The 16,279-nt window shown below is 57.1% G+C and carries 16 protein-coding genes; 6 read left to right on the plus strand and 10 right to left on the minus strand.

All coding sequences use genetic code 11. The features are described from left to right. The first annotated feature begins 80 nt into the window (after positions 1-80). Together LZP73_RS12440 and LZP73_RS12445 are read left to right on the plus strand one after the other, a co-directional pair. Positions 81-1,985: an ABC transporter ATP-binding protein gene (locus LZP73_RS12440; protein ID WP_234235346.1), complete on the plus strand. Its 1,905-nt coding sequence runs from the start codon at positions 81-83 to the stop codon at positions 1,983-1,985. A 343-nt stretch (positions 1,986-2,328) separates the two neighbouring features. Next, positions 2,329-2,775 (plus strand): TIGR02444 family protein, encoded by a 447-nt coding sequence (locus LZP73_RS12445; RefSeq protein ID WP_234235347.1) that lies wholly within the window; start codon positions 2,329-2,331, stop codon positions 2,773-2,775. Positions 2,776-2,806: 31 nt separating this feature from the next. Here the strand turns inward: LZP73_RS12445 and LZP73_RS12450 are convergent, their stop codons facing one another. Further along, the gene (locus tag LZP73_RS12450; RefSeq protein ID WP_234235348.1) at positions 2,807-4,432 is read right to left on the minus strand and encodes a GMC family oxidoreductase; all 1,626 of its coding nucleotides are present in this window, start codon (positions 4,430-4,432) and stop codon (positions 2,807-2,809) included. A gap of 41 nt (positions 4,433-4,473) precedes the next feature. After that, a complete protein-coding gene (locus tag LZP73_RS12455; RefSeq protein ID WP_234235349.1) occupies positions 4,474-4,983 on the minus strand; it encodes a TAT leader-containing periplasmic protein in 510 nt (169 codons plus the stop codon). A 139-nt stretch (positions 4,984-5,122) separates the two neighbouring features. Between LZP73_RS12455 and LZP73_RS12460 the strand changes: the two genes are divergently transcribed. The 3 genes from LZP73_RS12460 (at position 5,123) to LZP73_RS12470 (ending at position 7,309) form a co-directional block, all read left to right on the plus strand. Next, complete coding sequence (locus LZP73_RS12460; protein ID WP_234235350.1) at positions 5,123-6,106, plus strand: hydrolase; 984 nt, start codon at positions 5,123-5,125, stop codon at positions 6,104-6,106. After that, positions 6,090-6,335 (plus strand): YheU family protein, encoded by a 246-nt coding sequence (locus tag LZP73_RS12465; RefSeq protein WP_234235351.1) that lies wholly within the window; start codon positions 6,090-6,092, stop codon positions 6,333-6,335. Before LZP73_RS12460 ends, LZP73_RS12465 begins: the two co-directional genes overlap by 17 nt. Positions 6,336-6,427: 92 nt before the next feature. Further along, the gene (locus tag LZP73_RS12470; protein WP_234235352.1) at positions 6,428-7,309 is read left to right on the plus strand and encodes a phosphoribulokinase; all 882 of its coding nucleotides are present in this window, start codon (positions 6,428-6,430) and stop codon (positions 7,307-7,309) included. Between the two features lie 44 nt (positions 7,310-7,353). Here LZP73_RS12470 and LZP73_RS12475 read toward each other — a convergent pair whose 3' ends face one another. Next, on the minus strand, positions 7,354-8,133 hold the full coding sequence (locus LZP73_RS12475) for a tetratricopeptide repeat protein (protein ID WP_234235353.1): 780 nt from the start codon (positions 8,131-8,133) through the stop codon (positions 7,354-7,356). A 255-nt stretch (positions 8,134-8,388) separates the two neighbouring features. On the opposite strand from LZP73_RS12475, the gene crp reads away from it, so the two are divergent. Next, positions 8,389-9,024 (plus strand): cAMP-activated global transcriptional regulator CRP, encoded by a 636-nt coding sequence (gene crp, locus LZP73_RS12480; protein ID WP_169564039.1) that lies wholly within the window; start codon positions 8,389-8,391, stop codon positions 9,022-9,024. Between the two features lie 153 nt (positions 9,025-9,177). On the opposite strand, the gene astD is transcribed toward crp, so the two are convergent. From astD to LZP73_RS12515, 7 genes are all read right to left on the minus strand, one after another. Next, a complete protein-coding gene (gene astD, locus LZP73_RS12485) occupies positions 9,178-10,638 on the minus strand; it encodes a succinylglutamate-semialdehyde dehydrogenase (protein WP_234235354.1) in 1,461 nt (486 codons plus the stop codon). Positions 10,639-10,650: 12 nt separating this feature from the next. Next, the gene (astA, locus tag LZP73_RS12490; protein WP_234235355.1) at positions 10,651-11,670 is read right to left on the minus strand and encodes an arginine N-succinyltransferase; all 1,020 of its coding nucleotides are present in this window, start codon (positions 11,668-11,670) and stop codon (positions 10,651-10,653) included. Positions 11,671-11,792: 122 nt separating this feature from the next. Further along, positions 11,793-13,010, minus strand: coding sequence for an aspartate aminotransferase family protein (locus tag LZP73_RS12495; protein WP_234235356.1), 1,218 nt, complete (start codon positions 13,008-13,010; stop codon positions 11,793-11,795). A 306-nt stretch (positions 13,011-13,316) separates the two neighbouring features. After that, entirely contained in the window at positions 13,317-14,237 is a 921-nt protein-coding gene (locus tag LZP73_RS12500) for an alpha/beta hydrolase (RefSeq protein ID WP_234235357.1), read from the minus strand. Between the two features lie 79 nt (positions 14,238-14,316). Continuing rightward, positions 14,317-15,459 carry an HDOD domain-containing protein gene (locus LZP73_RS12505; RefSeq protein ID WP_234235358.1) on the minus strand — a complete coding sequence of 381 codons (1,143 nt, stop codon included), beginning with the start codon at positions 15,457-15,459 and terminating at the stop codon, positions 14,317-14,319. 117 nt (positions 15,460-15,576) lie between these two features. After that, complete coding sequence (locus LZP73_RS12510; protein WP_234235359.1) at positions 15,577-15,861, minus strand: hypothetical protein; 285 nt, start codon at positions 15,859-15,861, stop codon at positions 15,577-15,579. Continuing rightward, positions 15,800-16,225, minus strand: a complete 426-nt coding sequence (locus tag LZP73_RS12515; protein ID WP_234235360.1) for a carboxymuconolactone decarboxylase family protein — start codon at positions 16,223-16,225, stop codon at positions 15,800-15,802. The genes LZP73_RS12510 and LZP73_RS12515 overlap by 62 nt, the downstream gene beginning before the upstream one ends. Positions 16,226-16,279 lie beyond the last annotated feature (54 nt).

Consider the following 16,279-nt stretch of genomic DNA (forward strand, 5'->3'; position numbering starts at 1 on the left):
TCAGCTTGGGTAGCACAGCCCCACCCATGTGGGCTATCATCTGTGCCCGACGATTTCACGTTCTAACCAAGTTGTAGTCAATGATCAGCATCAACCAAGCACAGTTAATCCGCGGCACCAAGACACTGCTCGACGAGGCCTCGCTCACCATCTACCCAGGACATAAGGTGGGCTTAGTGGGCGCCAACGGCACGGGCAAGTCTTCCTTGCTGGCGCTGATCTTGGGACAGCTGAGCCTGGATAAGGGCGAGTTCAACCTGCCGGCGGGTTGGCAGATAGCCACTGTGGCCCAGGAAACCCCGGCGCTGGAGGTGTCGGCGCTGGAGTATGTGCTCGATGGTGACAGGGAGTTTCGTGAGCTGGAAACCCAACTTCATACCGCCCAGGAGCGCAACGATGGTCATGCCATAGCCACCCTGCATGGCAAGCTGGACGCCATAGGGGGTTATGCCATCCGCGCCCGCGCCGCGTCCCTGCTGGCTGGGCTGGGTTTCAGCGAAGCCGAGCAGAGCAACCAGGTCAAGAGCTTTTCCGGCGGCTGGCGCATGCGCCTCAATTTGGCCCAGGCACTGCTATGCCGCTCAGATCTGCTGCTGCTCGATGAACCAACCAACCACTTGGACTTGGATACCATGTACTGGCTCGAAGGTTGGATCAAGTCCTATCAGGGCACACTGATCCTCATCAGCCATGACAGGGACTTCATCGATGCCATAGTCGATGAAATAGTCCATGTGGAAAACTACAGGCTGAACTTCTACAAGGGCAACTACAGCGCCTTCGAACGCATCCGGGCCGAACGCATGGCCCAGCAACAAGTGGCGTTCGAACGCCAGCAAAAAGAAAGGGCACACATGCAGTCCTTCGTCGACCGTTTCCGCTACAAGGCCAGCAAGGCCAAGCAGGCCCAGAGCCGGCTGAAGGCGCTGGAACGCATGACGGAACTGCTGCCATCACAGGCCGACAGCCCCTTCTACATGGAATTCCGTGAACCCGATGCCCTGCCCAATCCCCTGGTGACCATGGAGCAAGTGTCGGTCGGCTACACCGACAAGCCGATACTCAAGAGCGTGCACTTGAACCTGGTACCCGGCGCGCGCATCGGCCTGCTGGGACGCAACGGCGCAGGTAAATCTACCCTGATCAAACTGCTCTCCGGCCAGCTGGCCCCCATGACGGGCCTGTATCAACCCAATCCAGGGCTGAACATAGGTTATTTCGCCCAGCACCAGATAGAGTTTTTACGCCTGGACGACACCCCGCTGCAGCATCTGATGCGCCTGGCTCCCAATGCCAGAGAGCAGGAGCTGCGCAACTTTCTGGGGGGCTTCGGCTTCAACGGCGACATGGCCCTGTCAGCGGTAAGACCCTTCTCCGGCGGTGAGAAGGCGCGGCTGGTGCTGGCCTTGTTGGTGTGGCAGCGCCCCAACCTCCTGTTGCTCGATGAGCCGACCAACCATTTGGATCTCGAGATGCGCCATGCCCTGACCATGGCATTGCAAACCTTCGAAGGCGCCATGGTGATAGTGTCCCATGACAGGCATCTGCTGCGACTGAGCTGCAGCGACTACTACCTGGTCGACAACGGCACTGTCGCGAGCTTCGACGGCGATCTGGATGATTACCACCAGTGGCTGCTCGATGCCGCCAAGGCCGCGGGTCAAGCCGGCGATGCCCTGGAGGCCAAACCGGCCCAGGACAAGAAGCAGCAGAAACGCCTTGAGGCCGAATTGAGACAGAAGGTCTCGCCGCTGAAGAAGCAGCAGGCCAAGCTGGAAACCGAGCAGCAGAAGATCGGCGCCCGACTCGCGGAGCTGGAACATATGCTGGCGGATACCAGCCTGTATGACGCCGAGAATAAGGCACGCATGACCCAGGTACTGAATGAGCGTACCCAGCTGACCCAAGCCCTGGAAGAGAGTGAAATGGCCTGGCTGGAACTGCAGGAAAGCATAGAAGTAATAGAACAGGAAACCTTCGTCTGATTAAAGGTTTATCTCCGAAGCCAATTTATCTATCATGGAGTTATACCAATCGTACTAAATATCTGGTCATTCAGCGGGAATTGAAAGCACTTTAGGCAAGGCGAAGGCTTGAAGACATAGTGGTGCTCTGTAGAAAGACTTCAACGCAGTATAAAGCGCTTTCAAACCCGCCCTACGGGAGCCGCTCAAGCATTCCACTTCAGTGTTCCATTGATTTAAAAGGGAATGACCATTTCTGCATCAATGCGCCTTGAATTGAAAAGCTTGGGCGGCTCTGAACTGATTAGATATTTAATGTGATTGGTATTAATGGATATTTGGGCCAATCGAAGGGAAATTGATTTTGGGAAAAAAGACGCAGTATGACCCTGCCTTATGGCAAGAATGCGAACAGGCTTATGCCCGGCATGGCGTCCTATGCCTCACACTGCAGGACAGTCACGGGGTTAATGTCAACTTGCTGCTCCTGGCCAGGCAGCTGGATCTGTGCGGCGTTTGGCTCGCACCGGCCCAATGGCAGACGCTGCAGCAACAGATAGCCCACTGGGAACAGAGCCTGTTGTTACCCTACAGGCAATTACGCCGGCTGGCCAAATCACACTTGCTCGAGGCCGAATATCAACAGATGCTGGCGCTCGAGCTGATGCTGGAGCGCAAATCACAGCGCCTGATCCTCCATAAGCTCAATCTGCTGACACCCGAAGGCGCGCAGCCCAATCTCTCCTCCTACCTTGGCCTGTTCGCGCTGGATGCCGGCACATATCCAGAGCTGAGTCCTGAAACAGCCTAGCCGCACCAGCCTGCTCGCATCAATCGTCGCATCAATGGCCGCGCACGTCGGCCGGCGCAGCTTTCGCCGGCTCTGGCCTTAGGCGTTTGGCCAGGGCACTGGCATTACGGGCCACTATGGCATAGATGGACAGTTGCGGATTGGCCCCCAGGCTGGTGGGGAAAATGGAGCCATCCATCACGGACAAGTTCTCCAGATAGTGCGACTGGCCCCAGCTGTCGACCATGGCCTGTGTCTTATCTTCACCGAAGGCGCAGCCCCCCATCACATGGGCCGATGCCACCGGGGTCTTCAGCGGTGCCAATGTCATAGTGGCGATCGCCTGCTGCGCCTCGGCCCAGGAGTTCAGATAGCCCATGCCTTCGCTGATAGGCAACACCTTGCGGGCACCGGCGGCAAACTGCAACTCGGCCATGCTGGCAAAGGCCCGCCGCGCCGCGCGCCAGAAACCATCGTCCAGGGGGTAGTCCAGCTCATAGCCGCTGCGGGTCAGGCGCACCTGCCCACCCAGACTCTGCTCATGAAAACCGTCGCGCACCAGGGCAATGGTCACCTGTAATTGATTGAATTGCGCCATCAGCTCAGCATGACTGCTGCCATAACCCAAGGTCTTGGAGGCGATGAGCACGGGATGAATGGGTGGCACCTCCAGCTTATAGCCCAGCTCTCCCGCCGCGCCATGCTGCCAGACAAACTGATCCGAATAGATGGACTGAGGCGCACCGCTGTGGCCGTTGATGGCCTCATTGAACACAGCCCCGGACAATAGGCTCGGATGCAAGAAGGTGCGTTTGCCCAAAAGCTCATGGGGATCGACGGCGCCCGAGCGCAGCAGCAAGGCCGGGGTGTGGATGGCGCCGGCGCTGAGAATATAATGTCTGGCCTTGAACATGAGTGTCACCCCTGACGGCTTGCCGGCGCTGTCGAGCGCCTCGGCCTTCAAGGCGTAAACCTTATCCTTATGCTGTTCTATCTTGACGACCCGGACGCCGCTCAGCAGCTGGGCCCCGGCCTGCAGCGCCGCCGGGATGCAGGTCACCAACATGGATTGCTTGGCGTTTACCGGGCAGCCCATGCCACAGTAACCCGTGTTCCAGCAGCCACTGACATTGCGTTTGATGTGGGTGTAATCCCAGCCAAGGGCGATGCAGCCCTGCTTGAGGGCGGCATTATTGCGGTTGGGCTCATATTGCCATTCGTGGACATTCAGTCGCCGCTCCATGCGTTCGAACCAGGGAGCGAGACTCGCGCCCGACAAGCCGGCGACCCCTTTATGCCCAGCCCAAAAGTCCAGGGTCGCTTCCGGCGTGCGGATGCAGGTGGTCCAGTTGATTGTGGTCGAGCCGCCGACGGCCCGGCCCTGAAACAGGCTGATGCCCTTGTCGGCGGTCTTCATGGCCGCGGCCTGCTGATAGAGATCCGGATAGGCGCGACGCTCCTCCATGTTGAAGTCGCTGGAAGATTTGAGCGGACCCGCTTCCAGCAGGATGACCTGCAATCCCGCCTGGGTGAGGATCTCGGCCGCCACACCGCCGCCGGCGCCCGAGCCGACTATCACCACATCGGCTTCGAACAGCCTGTCTTGCTTCAGGGTACCCGCGTCCAGGTGTTGCCAACCTGCGGCCAGCCCTGCGCTAATAGGATCTTCAATCACCAATCGGTCGCCTCCAGGTGCAAACAATCATCTCGGCCATCATGCTATTGGGCCCCATCGAACAGCCTGGGCTTGGCATAATGCAGCCTGGCCCAATGCTCGGGACAGGCATAGAAACTTGCCATCACCAGCTCCCTCAGCCCCTGATAGGCAGTCACCAGCAGATCCACATAACTGGTACGCCAGCGTTCCAGCATCCGGATAAGTTCGCTCGGCGATCTCAACATCAGCGGAGTCAGGCTGCCGGTCAGCAGCAACAGGCCCAGCTGGGCCTCCAGCAAGCCGAACAAGTGTTGCAGCTCCTGCTGCTGATAGGGGGGCAGCACGGCCATAGAGGCGGCGATAGCCTCCTGGGTGCGATTCAGCGCCTGCAACCTGGGGCCCTCGACCTCGGGTAAGGCGCCGTCGAGAAAAACCGGCAAGAGCACACTCAGCAACACCCTGTGATCCTGATCTGTGTCTATGCCTTCCAACTCAGGCAGATAGAGGTAGCTGCCCAGGGCCAACGCCGCCGTGCCCGTCAGAGCCGCCAACAAAAATGTCCGTCGCTCCATGCCCCCTCCCGCCAGTGTCAGACGAATCAACATCTGTGTTACAATGTCGGCCGCGACGCTCTCGAGTCGCGGCAATTCAGTTAGCCAATTAAACACACGTTTTAATATTCGGCAAGCCCAAGGGCATGATTAGCACACAATGAATAAGACATTTTCACCTCCCTGGTGGGCCACCAGCCCCCACGTACAGACAATACTGCCTCTGCTGACCAAGGTGGCCAGCCCACGCCTGCGCAGGGAAAGGCTCGAGCTGACCGACGGTGACTTCATAGATCTGGACTGGCAAGGCGAGCCGAGCCAGGGGCGACCGATACTGGTGATCATTCATGGTCTGGAAGGCAGTGCCCAGTCCCACTATGCCAGACGCCTGCTCCAGGCCTGTGCCGCACTGCAGCTGTGTGCCCTGGTGCATCATCACAGAAGCTGCTCCGGGGAACCCAATCGCCTCGGCCGCAGCTATCACAGCGGTGACACGGCGGATCTCGCCTTCAACCTGGCACGACTCAAGGCACGCTTCCCCGACTCGCCCCTGTATGCCGTGGGTTACAGTCTCGGCGGCAACGTACTGGCCAAATATCAGGGTGAGACCCACAGCGCAAGCCTGTTGGCGCGCGCCGTGGTGGTCTCTGCGCCCCTGCAGCTGGCGGCCTGTGCCAAACGGCTGGAAAAAGGCTTCTCCAAGCTGTATCAAGGCTATCTCATCAAACAATTACAACAGAAACTCAGGGCCAAGCTGGCCGATCCCAAGCTGAGTAGTAGCATGCCTGTGGCCGACACCCAGGTCGACGAGCTCTCCAGCTTCTATCGCTTCGACGATAAGGTCACGGCCCCCCTGCATGGCTTCAGCGGAGTCGATGATTATTACCAGCGCGCCAGCGGCATGGCCTTTCTCGCCAACATAGCCAGCCCAACACTCATCATCCACGCCAAGGACGATCCCTTCATGACCGAAGCCGTGATCCCCAGCCGCCAACAGCTGTCGGCGGCGGTAGAATATGAGTTGCACCACCACGGTGGCCACGTAGGTTTCATCCAGGGGGGCAGCCCCTGGAAACCGCGCTTCTATCTCGAAGGGCGGATCATGCAATTTTTAACCGGAGAAGATCATGCTGGTACCCTATGAAGCACTGAGCCAGTTGCCGAGCGAGACCCTGGACAGCCTGATGCGCGAGTATCTGCTGACCCAGGTAGAAGACGGCAGCTTCGCCAACCTGGGCGAAGAGGAAATCCAGGCGGCACTGGCCCAATGTCGCCAGGCGCTCAAACAGGGAAAACTGCTGGTGGAATACAGCGAAGAAGATGAGAGCATCGCCATTCGCCATCATGATCAGGTCGCCAAAGCACAAGATTGACCTCGGCTATAAAATTACCGTATAACTAGGGCCTTAACACTCGATACCATTTCAGTGCAGCGGCGCTTTTCAGTTTCCAACGGGTAGGAAAAATGTCAGCAAAACACCCCATCATTGCCGTTACAGGCTCATCAGGTGCTGGAACGACCACCACAACCACAGCCTTCAGCCATATCTTTCGTCAATTGGGGATCAATGCCGCCTTCGTCGAAGGTGACAGCTTTCATCATTTCACCCGCGCCGAAATGGAGGTCATGATACGCAAGTCTGAGGCCGCCAACCGTAACCTGAGTTATTTCGGCCCTGAGGCCAACAACTTCGACCGGCTCGAGCAATGTTTTCGGGATTATGGCGCCACAGGCCAGGGCGAAACCCGCAGCTATCTGCACACCTTCGATGAGGCGGTGCCCTTCAATCAGATGCCGGGCACCTTCACCCAATGGCGGCCGCTGCCGGCCAATACCGACATGCTCTATTACGAAGGCTTGCATGGCGGCGTCGTCACCCCGGAGAGCAATGTCGCCCAGCATGTGGACTTGCTTATCGGCATGGTGCCGATAGTCAACCTGGAGTGGATCCAGAAAATTATCCGTGACACCTCGGAGCGGGGCCATAGCAGGGAAAAGGTCATGGGCTCGATAGTGCGCAGCATGGACGATTACATCCAGCATATGACGCCGCAGTTTTCCCGCACCCATATCAACTTCCAGCGGGTGCCGACGGTCGATACCTCCAACCCCTTCAGTGCCAAGGACATCCCCAGCCTGGATGAGAGCTTCGTGGTGATCCGCTTTCGCGGCATGGATAACGTCGACTTCCCCTACTTCCTGCGCATGATCCAGGGATCTTTCATGTCCAGGGTCAATACCCTGGTGGTACCCGGCGGCAAGATGTCACTGGCGATGGAATTGATTTTAACGCCAGTGATCAAAGAGCTGATGGATAAGCGCCAACAACTGCACTCAGGAGAATGAATGACCTCAGCCTGGACCGCCGGTGACGGCCCGGGCGGCAGGTATTAATCCGTCAAGGGGAAGACTTCCCGAAAGGCACGCCGCTGCTGATACATGCTCAAACGTGATTCAAACTCCTGGGTATCGGCGGCGGTCGACTGCTGTTTCAACGCCTGAATCGCCTTCTCCTGGGTGGCAATGGCGGCATTGAAGTCACCGCTTTCGGCGTAGGCGGCGGCGAGGTTATCCAGATGGGTAGGATCTTCTTTATCATGCCGCAGCAGCTCCAATGCCAATGCCACTGCCCTGTCACCGTTACGGTATTCGGCCTCGGGACAGGTGGCCAAGATCCAGGCGACATTGCCCAAGGCGATGTCATCGCCAGCGGCACTGAAGTGCTCGACGGCCTTGCCGCAATTGCGCTGCACCCCATCGCCACCCGAGGCGTAGATGAACCCCAGCCTGAACTGAGCCCACTTATGACCCTGCTGGCTGAGCTGCCGGTACCAGTGCTCGGCCGCCGCCAAGTCCCGCGGCACCAACTTACCCTCGAAGGCGATATCGGCCAACGTTTGCTGGGCTTTGACATGCTGCTGCTTTGCCGCCTCTGTCACCCACTGCATGCCCAAGCCACTGTCCTGCGCCACGAAGCGGCCGGACAGATACATCAAGCCGAGTAGAAATTGCGCCTCGGCTTCCCCTTGCGTCGCCTGTAACTGGATATGCGCCAGCTTGCTGGCCGCCCGCTCCCTGACGGGTTGCGGGATAGAAAATGCGTTTGCCGCCGAACTCAGCCCCAACGAAAGACCAAGTCCAAGCCCCATGATCCACTGCCTGTACTTCACAGCTTGCCCCCTAAAAATCGAAAACTACTGGCAGTTAGCCAGAATTGCATCCATAAGTCGAGCCCGGAGCCGGCTAGGCGCGGATAAAATGTTGACATGTAATGTTAAAACCGCACAATGAGCCCAGATATCTAGGATGGGACAGTCCCTGTCTACTTGACCTAAACTAGACCTATATCAAGGTTTTAACGGAAAGTTTGACCTAGAATGCACAGTTAATATTATTCTTATGAGTTAATCCATCGAGGAATCACCATGGCGCTGATCGGTAAGCCTAAACCAGACCCTACACTGGAATGGTTTCTGTCACACTGTCACATTCACAAATACCCGGCCAAGAGCACCCTTATCCACGTAGGTGCAGCCTCTGATACCCTTTATTACATAGTCAAAGGCTCTGTGGCGGTATTCATCAAGGACGACGAAGGCAAGGAAATGATCCTTTCCTATCTCAACCAGGGTGACTTCATCGGCGAACTTGGGCTATTCGAAGAACAGGCGGAGCGTACCGCCTCGGTTAGGGCTAAGCAGGCCTGTGAAATAGCTGAAATTTCTTACAAGAAGTTCAAACAGCTTATCCAAGTGAATCCGGAAATCCTGATGAAACTGTCGGCGCAGATGGCTTACCGACTGCATACCACCAGCCAGAAGGTCAGCGATTTAGCTTTCCTCGACGTGGCCGGACGCATAGCTCAGACCTTGCTGCACCTGGCCAAACAGCCGGATGCCATGACCCATCCCGACGGCATGCAGATCAAGATCACCCGTCAGGAGATAGGCCAGATAGTAGGTTGTTCCCGCGAGACAGTGGGGCGTATCCTGAAGATGCTCGAAGAACAAAATCTGATCCAGGCCCACGGCAAGACCATAGTGGTCTACGGCACACGCTAGACTTCCCCGGCCGTCGCCAAGAGGCCATGCCAGAGCCCATAAAAACGGCGTATTCCAGCGAATACGCCGTTTTTTATGGGCTTTAGCTATTTGGGGTACAAAAAAAAAGGAAGTGCCGCTAGCGGCACTTCCCTATTCCCAGCAAGCTTGGGGTTACAGGCTCAAGCCTGGACTCAGGCTGGCCGGCAGGCTGACGGCATCGGCTTCGACCGAAGCCACAGGGTAAGCACAATAATCGGCGGCGTAAAATGCGCTGGCCCTGTGGTTACCCGAAGCACCGACGCCACCGAAAGGTGCCGCGCCGGATGCGCCCGTGATCTGCTTGTTCCAGTTGACTATGCCGGCACGAATACGGGCCAGGAAATACTCATAGTCTTCACGGCTGTCGGCGAGCAGGCCGGCCGACAGGCCATAGCGGGTATCGTTGGCCAGCTTGAGCGCCTGATCGAAATCTGTGTAACGCACCAGCTGCAGCAGCGGGCCGAAGTATTCTTCGTCAGGCAACTGAGCGACCCCGGTTACATCTATGAGGCCAGGAGAGACCAGGCCCGTCCCAGCTTGCAGATGCTTGAGTTCCACCAGAGACACGCCCCCCAGGGATTGCAGCTGCGCCTGCGCCGCGACCATGCCCCTGGCCGCGGTTTCGGAGATCATTGAGCCCATGAACGGCTGTGGCTGCATGTTCCAGGCACCGACCTGGATCTTCTTCACCGCGGCAACCAGTTGCGCTATCAGTTCATCACCCTGGGCGCCCTGCTCTACGTATAAGCGGCGGGCACAGGTGCAACGCTGGCCGGAAGAAATATAAGCCGACTGGATTATGTCGTGTACCGCCGCCTTGATATCGCTCACTCCCTTGATGATCAAGGGGTTGTTGCCGCCCATTTCCAGTGCCAGGATCTTGCCTGGGTGACCCGCATATTGCTGGTGCAACAGGTGACCCGTGCGTGAACTGCCGGTGAAGAATAAGCCATCGAGCTGAGGGTGGGATGCCAGCGCCTTGCCGGTATCGACTTCGCCCTGAACCAGGTTGATCACCCCGGCCGGCAAGCCGGCCTTATGCCACAGCTTGAGCATCTCTTCGGCAACCTTAGGGGTCAACTCGGATGGCTTGAATACCACTGTATTACCCGCCAGCAGCGCCGGCACTATGTGGCCATTGGGCAGATGTCCGGGGAAATTGTAGGGACCGAATACCGCCACCACACCATGGGGCTTGTGGCGTAATACCGCTCTGCCGGCCGGGGTATCGTTCTCTTCCGTGCCGGTGCGCTTCAGGTAGGCCGCCGCTGACAGGCCTATCTTGCCTATCATGGCACCGACCTCTGTGATGGTTTCCCATTGAGGCTTGCCCGTTTCCTGGGCTATGACTTCGGCAAGCTCGGCCTTGTGGGCCTCGAGTTCACTGCGATAGGCCTCGACGATCGCCAGACGCCGCTCGTAACCCAGCATATACCAATCGAATTGGGCGTTGCGGGCCGCCTCGACGGCCTCATTGACCTGTTCGGCCGTGGCCGCCTGGCCACGCCAAATCACTTCACCGTTGGCAGGATTGATTGAGGTCAGCTCATGACCCTTGCCGGCGAGCCACTGACCTTGAATATATTGTGTCATTCTTGATTCCTACTACATTGCCAATACGCGGATTTGTTCACCTTCGGCCACCAGCAAGGCGGCAGCCAATTCAGGACTCAGGACCACCTCATCAGTATCGGCTGTCACCAAGAGATTGGCCGAGGTGGCGCGGTAATCCGCCAATAAGGTGTTGGATATGATGTAACTCGTGTTTGTGGCCGGCATGACGCCCAGGCGCACAGTCAACAAGCGGCTCTCCCTGACCGAGCGTATGTCGCTCAAACGACACTCTACCGTCGGACCGCCGTCGAAGATGTCAACATAACCACGGCATCTGAATCCCTCGGCCTGCAACAGGTTCAGCGCCGGGCGCGTGTTGGCATGCACCTCGCCTATCACCTTCTGCGCCGCTTCGGGCAACAGACAGACATAGACAGGGTTGCGCGGCATCATCTCGGCCATGAAGGCCTTCTTGCCCAGACCCGAAAGGTAATCGGCCTGGATGAAATCTATGCCGAGGAAATGTTGCTGCAACCAGGCGTAGAAAGGCGAATTGCCCTCCTCGTCACTCACACCCCGCATCTCGGCGATGACAGTTTCCCCGAAACGGGCCGCATGCTGGGCCAGGAACAGGAAACGGCTACGGGATAACATGCGGCCGTTGTTGTCTTTGCGATAGGAGTCCCGCAGGAACAAGGTGCATAACTCGGCGGCGCCCGTGTAGTCATGACACAGGGTCAGGGTCTCCACTTCGTTGCGCACATCTATCTGCTCCGAGTGATAGACCTCTGTTCCGAGACGGTAATGGTAAAACGCATCTTCCATGCCGACGGCCGCTTCGATACCACAGGTGCCTACCACCTCGCCTGTGTCTGTATCTTCGAGCACCATGAGATAACCTTCGTCGAAGGGCTCATCGACCGACTTTGAAAAAGAGGCTTCCGCCCTGGCAATTTTGCTATGCAGCAAATCGGCATTCACGGGTAACGAAGTGAAACCGTGACCCGACTCTTCGGCTATCTGGTAGAGTGCTTCGAAATCATTGCCGCGGATCGGGCGTATGATCAACATCTTAATGTCTCCTCACTGGAACTTGGCAATAGCACCGCCTCAGGATTAAAACTAGCGGCGGTGGATAAAAGCGCAAGCATTCCCTATGACCCTGGGGGTGGCGAGCCACACCCAGGGTCATCTTAGGCGGCTACAACTTTAGCGACGGCGCGCTCGAAACGCGCTAAACCTTCGGCGATATCCGCTTCAGGGATCACCAGCGAAGGCGTGAAACGTACCACGTTGGCACCGGCCATCAGGATCATCAGGCCTTCGGCAACGGAGGCAACCAGGAAGTCGCGCGAGCGTCCCTGATATTGCTCGTTCAGCACGGCACCGAGCAGCAGGCCCTTGCCTCTGATTTCGGAGAAGACATGGTACTTGGCATTGATCTTGTTCAAACCATCGCGGTACAGCTGTTCGCGATGCTTAACGCCCTCGAGCACTTCGGCAGTGTTCACCACATCCATCACCGCATTGCCAACGGCACAGGCCAAAGGGTTACCGCCATAGGTCGAACCATGGGTGCCTATCTTCAGGTGTTCGGCGATCTTGGCCGTAGTCAACATGGCCGCAATAGGGAAACCGCCACCCAGGGCCTTGGCCGTGGTCAGGATATCCGGTACTACGTCTGTGCTCATGTAGGCATACAAATCACCGGTACGACCCACACCTGTCTGCACTTCATCGAAGATCACCAGCGCATTATGTTTGTCGGCCAGGGTGCGCACCGCCTTGAGGAAGGCAGGATCGGCATCTATGATGCCACCCTCGCCTTGCAGCGGCTCGAGCATGATGGCGCAGGTCTTGTCGGAGATCACGGCTTCCAGTGCGGCGATATCGTTAAATGGCACATGGGTGATGCTCTGCGGCTTGGGACCGAAACCGTCTGAATAGGCGGCCTGGCCACCGACGCTCACTGTGAAGAAGGTTCTGCCGTGGAAGGCCTTGTCGAAGGCAATGATTTGATCTTTGTCGGCACCGAACTGCTCCAGGGCATAACGACGGGCCAATTTCAGTGCTGCTTCGTTCGCTTCGGCGCCCGAGTTGGCGAAATAAACCCGCTCGGCGAAGGTGGCATTGACCAGCTTGGTCGCCAGCGCCAGGGCAGGCTCGTTGGTCATCACGTTGGAAAGGTGCCATAACTTCTCACCCTGCTCCTTCAATGCGCCCACCAGTGCTGGATGACAATGGCCTAGACAGTTGACCGCGATACCACCGGCAAAATCGATAAACTCATTGCCTTGTTGATCCCAGACGCGGCTGCCTTCGCCACGGACGGGGATAACGGCTGCCGGCGCATAGTTAGGCACCATAACTTCATCAAATTGGGCACGTGTTAGATTCATGTCAACGCTCATTGCTTTCATCCTTTATTTTAGTCCACGACGCTTAAACGTCGCCGGGTACCGCGACAGATCTTCATCTCGAGTCAGAGGTACTGCGGGGCTGGTATTACTTAGTGGACATTATTAGCGAAATTGTGATGAAAATACCAGTTTTTCACAAACAGCCCTGGGTTCGGGCACGGGAATAATGCATAAAGATTGCGGATTAGGAACTATACAAGCGTTTAGCCTGGGGGCTTAAGGCATAAATAGTCACAAAAAAAGTTATTTGCCGGCATTTTCACTAGCTATTCATGAAATATGAATAATTACACAAGGTTAACCTCGGAGCCTGTCGCGGACAAATTCACAGATTTTTAACCTGGCATCGACCGCCTCGGGCAAGGCGGCGACCAGGGGGAAGACGTGAGGCATGTTGGGGTAAAACAGCGCCCGGATGTCACCGCCAGCGGCGCCGACTTTATCCAGCAACCGCTGTGAATCCTGCAGCAATAACTCTCGGGTGCCAGCGATGACCAAGATGGTGGGTAAACCACAGAGATCTCCCTGCAGCGGCGAGATTGCGGGCGCCATGGGGTCGGCCCCCGCCAGATAGGCTCCCCTGAGACGCAACAGAGACTCCAGGCTGAAGAAGGGATCCCCGGCAGCCAGCATGCGCTCAACATCGCCAGTTAAGGCGAGATCCAAAGCCGGGGAAATCAGGACACAGCCCAGTGGCATGGGCAAATGACGGCGTTTCAATTCGAGCAACAGGCTCAGCGCCAGATTACCGCCTGCCGAGTCCCCCATCAGCACCAGGCGCGTGGCGCTCTCGAGACTCAAGACTTGGATATAAGCCTCGAGCACATCGTCCAGGGCGGCGGGAAACGGATGCTCGGGCGCGAGACGATAATCCGGCACATAAATATCCGTATCGCAGCTAAGGCCCAACTCGGCCAACATGCGGGCATGGGCGTGAGGCGTCTTGAAACAGAAGCCTCCGCCACGAATGTAGAACAGACTACCTCTGGCTTCCCGGCTCTCCCCGGCGCGCATGCGGGGATAATACAGCAGCTCGCTCTGGCTCAAGGCCTTGCGGCTCGTCTCCAGCCCGGCGGGCCAGGCCAGCCAGCGGCGGTCCAGGGCCAGAAGTCTGAGCCTCAGCTGCGGCAGTGACCCTCTTGCCTTGCCATAGCCGAGGCAGGGGCGGACCAGATAGGATAATAAGGCATTGAACACGGCCCCTTGCCAGCTGGGCATAATTTCCCCCAATAGCGACGGCGCAGATTCGGACCGGTCCTGGGCCCAAATGCGGCCTGGACTGAGCCCGGCCTCAAGCTCATAATAGCTCGACCCTGCGATAATTCTGCCCTTTCAAGCGCAACACTTCCTGCTCGCTCAACTGGTAATAATCGAACATCAGGCGTTTCTCCTGCGGCGTTATCTGGCGCATTTCTTCGAGCATCAACACCTTGGCATAGCAAGAGGCGCGCGCTATCAGGGCCGCATCGGCAGACAAGCCGGCATAACTGGGTGACTCATCCAGTTCCTTGAGCATGAGCGTCAGCCGGCTGTCGCTGAAATTCAGCAAGCTGGGCAATAGCCAGTTGAGTCTCTGCCCCTGGCTCTGCACTTGTTCCAGCAAAGCCCTGGCGGGGAATGGCGTCGCCATCACGGCATCATAGAGTTCCTTGTCCTTGCTCTTATGGGCTTCGCGCAACCACTCACCCCAGTGTTTCTCATACAAGCCGGCACTGCAGCTGAGTACCACCGAGGTTCCCAGCTGGTTCAACAGGGCACAGGTGTACATCAAGCCCTCGTCGCCGTCATGCAACTTGGCCAACGCCTGGGCGGCGATACCCGTGGCCAAGCTGTAACGCCAGAGCTTGCGTATGGTCCACAGCAGATGGGTGTTACCACTGGGGAGCCAGTGGCGCAGACAGAAGTAAGGCACCAAAATCCTGAGATTTTCTATGCCGATATAATTGAGAACCAGCTTGAGATCTGTCACTTGGACATCGGCTCTCTGCTGGCGCTGGTGCCTGAAAGAGGGGCTGTTGAGCACATTGCTCAGATCCCGGATCAGCCAGTCCAATTCCGCAATCACCGGACGCAGGCGAATTAAATCTAGGTTCTGGCTCTGGAGCATCTCCAGCAACAACATTTGTTGCGCGCTGATCCCGCAGGCTGCGAGTACCGACTCGGGTACCGCCAGGTGATGCTCTATGGCGTTGTTGACCCTGTTGCTCAATTGCGTACTGACGGCCTTGAACACGGCTCTGGCCTGGTTCTGCCTGGCCAGGCGCGCCTGTATGGCTTCACGCTCTATATCCAGCTTGTTGGCGTCGGCTTCCAGTTCCATGTCGATCTCATCCTGCATGGTGCCGGATTTCATCTTGGCCACGAGCAGCTGCTGGTACAGTCTCTGCTCTATTGCAATTATTTTTTCGGGTCTGACTCCACCCGTCACAGATATTGACACCCGTTAACCTTTCCCGTTCTCAATCTTATTCGGAGTAATTTACCATGTAACTCTATTGTATAGCAGAGCTTCTGGGATGTTGTCTGTTTGCCTTGCCCATGACTGCAGCAGACAAGGTTAGCTCAGGACCAACATTATACCTATGGCCTGGCACAGTTCGGTATCGCTGACCTGTCGTCCATAGCATTCCAGCAGCGCCTTGGTGATGGGCAGGCGCATGTCCTGGCGGGTTTCCCCCTGCTCGGCAAAATAGCGGGCGGCGCGCATCATGGCACCATGCCAACGCCTGGTGGTCTGGTAACGGCCGCCCTTAACGGTGATTAACTTCCTGGCACTCAACTCAGTGATGATGGGCTTCAGTGCCGGCTTGCTCTGCAGCAACTTGTCTATGGCTTCTGACATAATTGATTATATCCCGGGTCTCGGCCGCGAACTTATCATAATCCACCTGCTGGGCATTGATGAAAGTGCTGCCCATCATGGTGACGCCACTCATCATGCTGGCCTCGGCGATTTCGGCTTCGGTAGCACCGAAGAGTCGCGCCGCTTCGGTATGAAACAAGCAGCAGTACTTGCAGCGGGTCGCGCCTGAGACGGCCAAACCTATCAACTCCTTATATTTATTTGGGATTTCAGTTTCAGCCAACCAAAAATCTCTCGCTGTTACCCAAAAACCCTCGGCAGCCCCTTCCGGCATCTGTTTCAGCCATTCGGGCACCAACCCCAGAGTTTTCTCGATTTCCGCATAGGTGTCTTTAATCGCCATAATACCTACCTCCTAATGATACCTTGGCATAAGAAAGTATAGCCCCTGCACCAG

This window comes from Shewanella sp. AS16 (assembly GCF_021412365.1).
Taxonomy (GTDB): Bacteria; Pseudomonadota; Gammaproteobacteria; order Enterobacterales; family Shewanellaceae; genus Shewanella; species Shewanella salipaludis.

Coding starts and splice junctions, on each gene's coding strand:
- LZP73_RS12510 (WP_234235359.1), bottom strand. CDS start 15,861: ATGTCAGAAGCCATAGACAAGTTGCTGCAGAGCAAGCCGGCACTGAAG.
- LZP73_RS12460 (WP_234235350.1), top strand. CDS start 5,123: ATGAATAAGACATTTTCACCTCCCTGGTGGGCCACCAGCCCCCACGTA.
- LZP73_RS12470 (WP_234235352.1), top strand. CDS start 6,428: ATGTCAGCAAAACACCCCATCATTGCCGTTACAGGCTCATCAGGTGCT.
- LZP73_RS12495 (WP_234235356.1), bottom strand. CDS start 13,010: ATGAGCGTTGACATGAATCTAACACGTGCCCAATTTGATGAAGTTATG.
- astA (WP_234235355.1), bottom strand. CDS start 11,670: ATGTTGATCATACGCCCGATCCGCGGCAATGATTTCGAAGCACTCTAC.
- LZP73_RS12440 (WP_234235346.1), top strand. CDS start 81: ATGATCAGCATCAACCAAGCACAGTTAATCCGCGGCACCAAGACACTG.
- LZP73_RS12515 (WP_234235360.1), bottom strand. CDS start 16,225: ATGGCGATTAAAGACACCTATGCGGAAATCGAGAAAACTCTGGGGTTG.
- astD (WP_234235354.1), bottom strand. CDS start 10,638: ATGACACAATATATTCAAGGTCAGTGGCTCGCCGGCAAGGGTCATGAG.
- crp (WP_169564039.1), top strand. CDS start 8,389: ATGGCGCTGATCGGTAAGCCTAAACCAGACCCTACACTGGAATGGTTT.
- LZP73_RS12465 (WP_234235351.1), top strand. CDS start 6,090: ATGCTGGTACCCTATGAAGCACTGAGCCAGTTGCCGAGCGAGACCCTG.
- LZP73_RS12455 (WP_234235349.1), bottom strand. CDS start 4,983: ATGGAGCGACGGACATTTTTGTTGGCGGCTCTGACGGGCACGGCGGCG.
- LZP73_RS12500 (WP_234235357.1), bottom strand. CDS start 14,237: ATGCCCAGCTGGCAAGGGGCCGTGTTCAATGCCTTATTATCCTATCTG.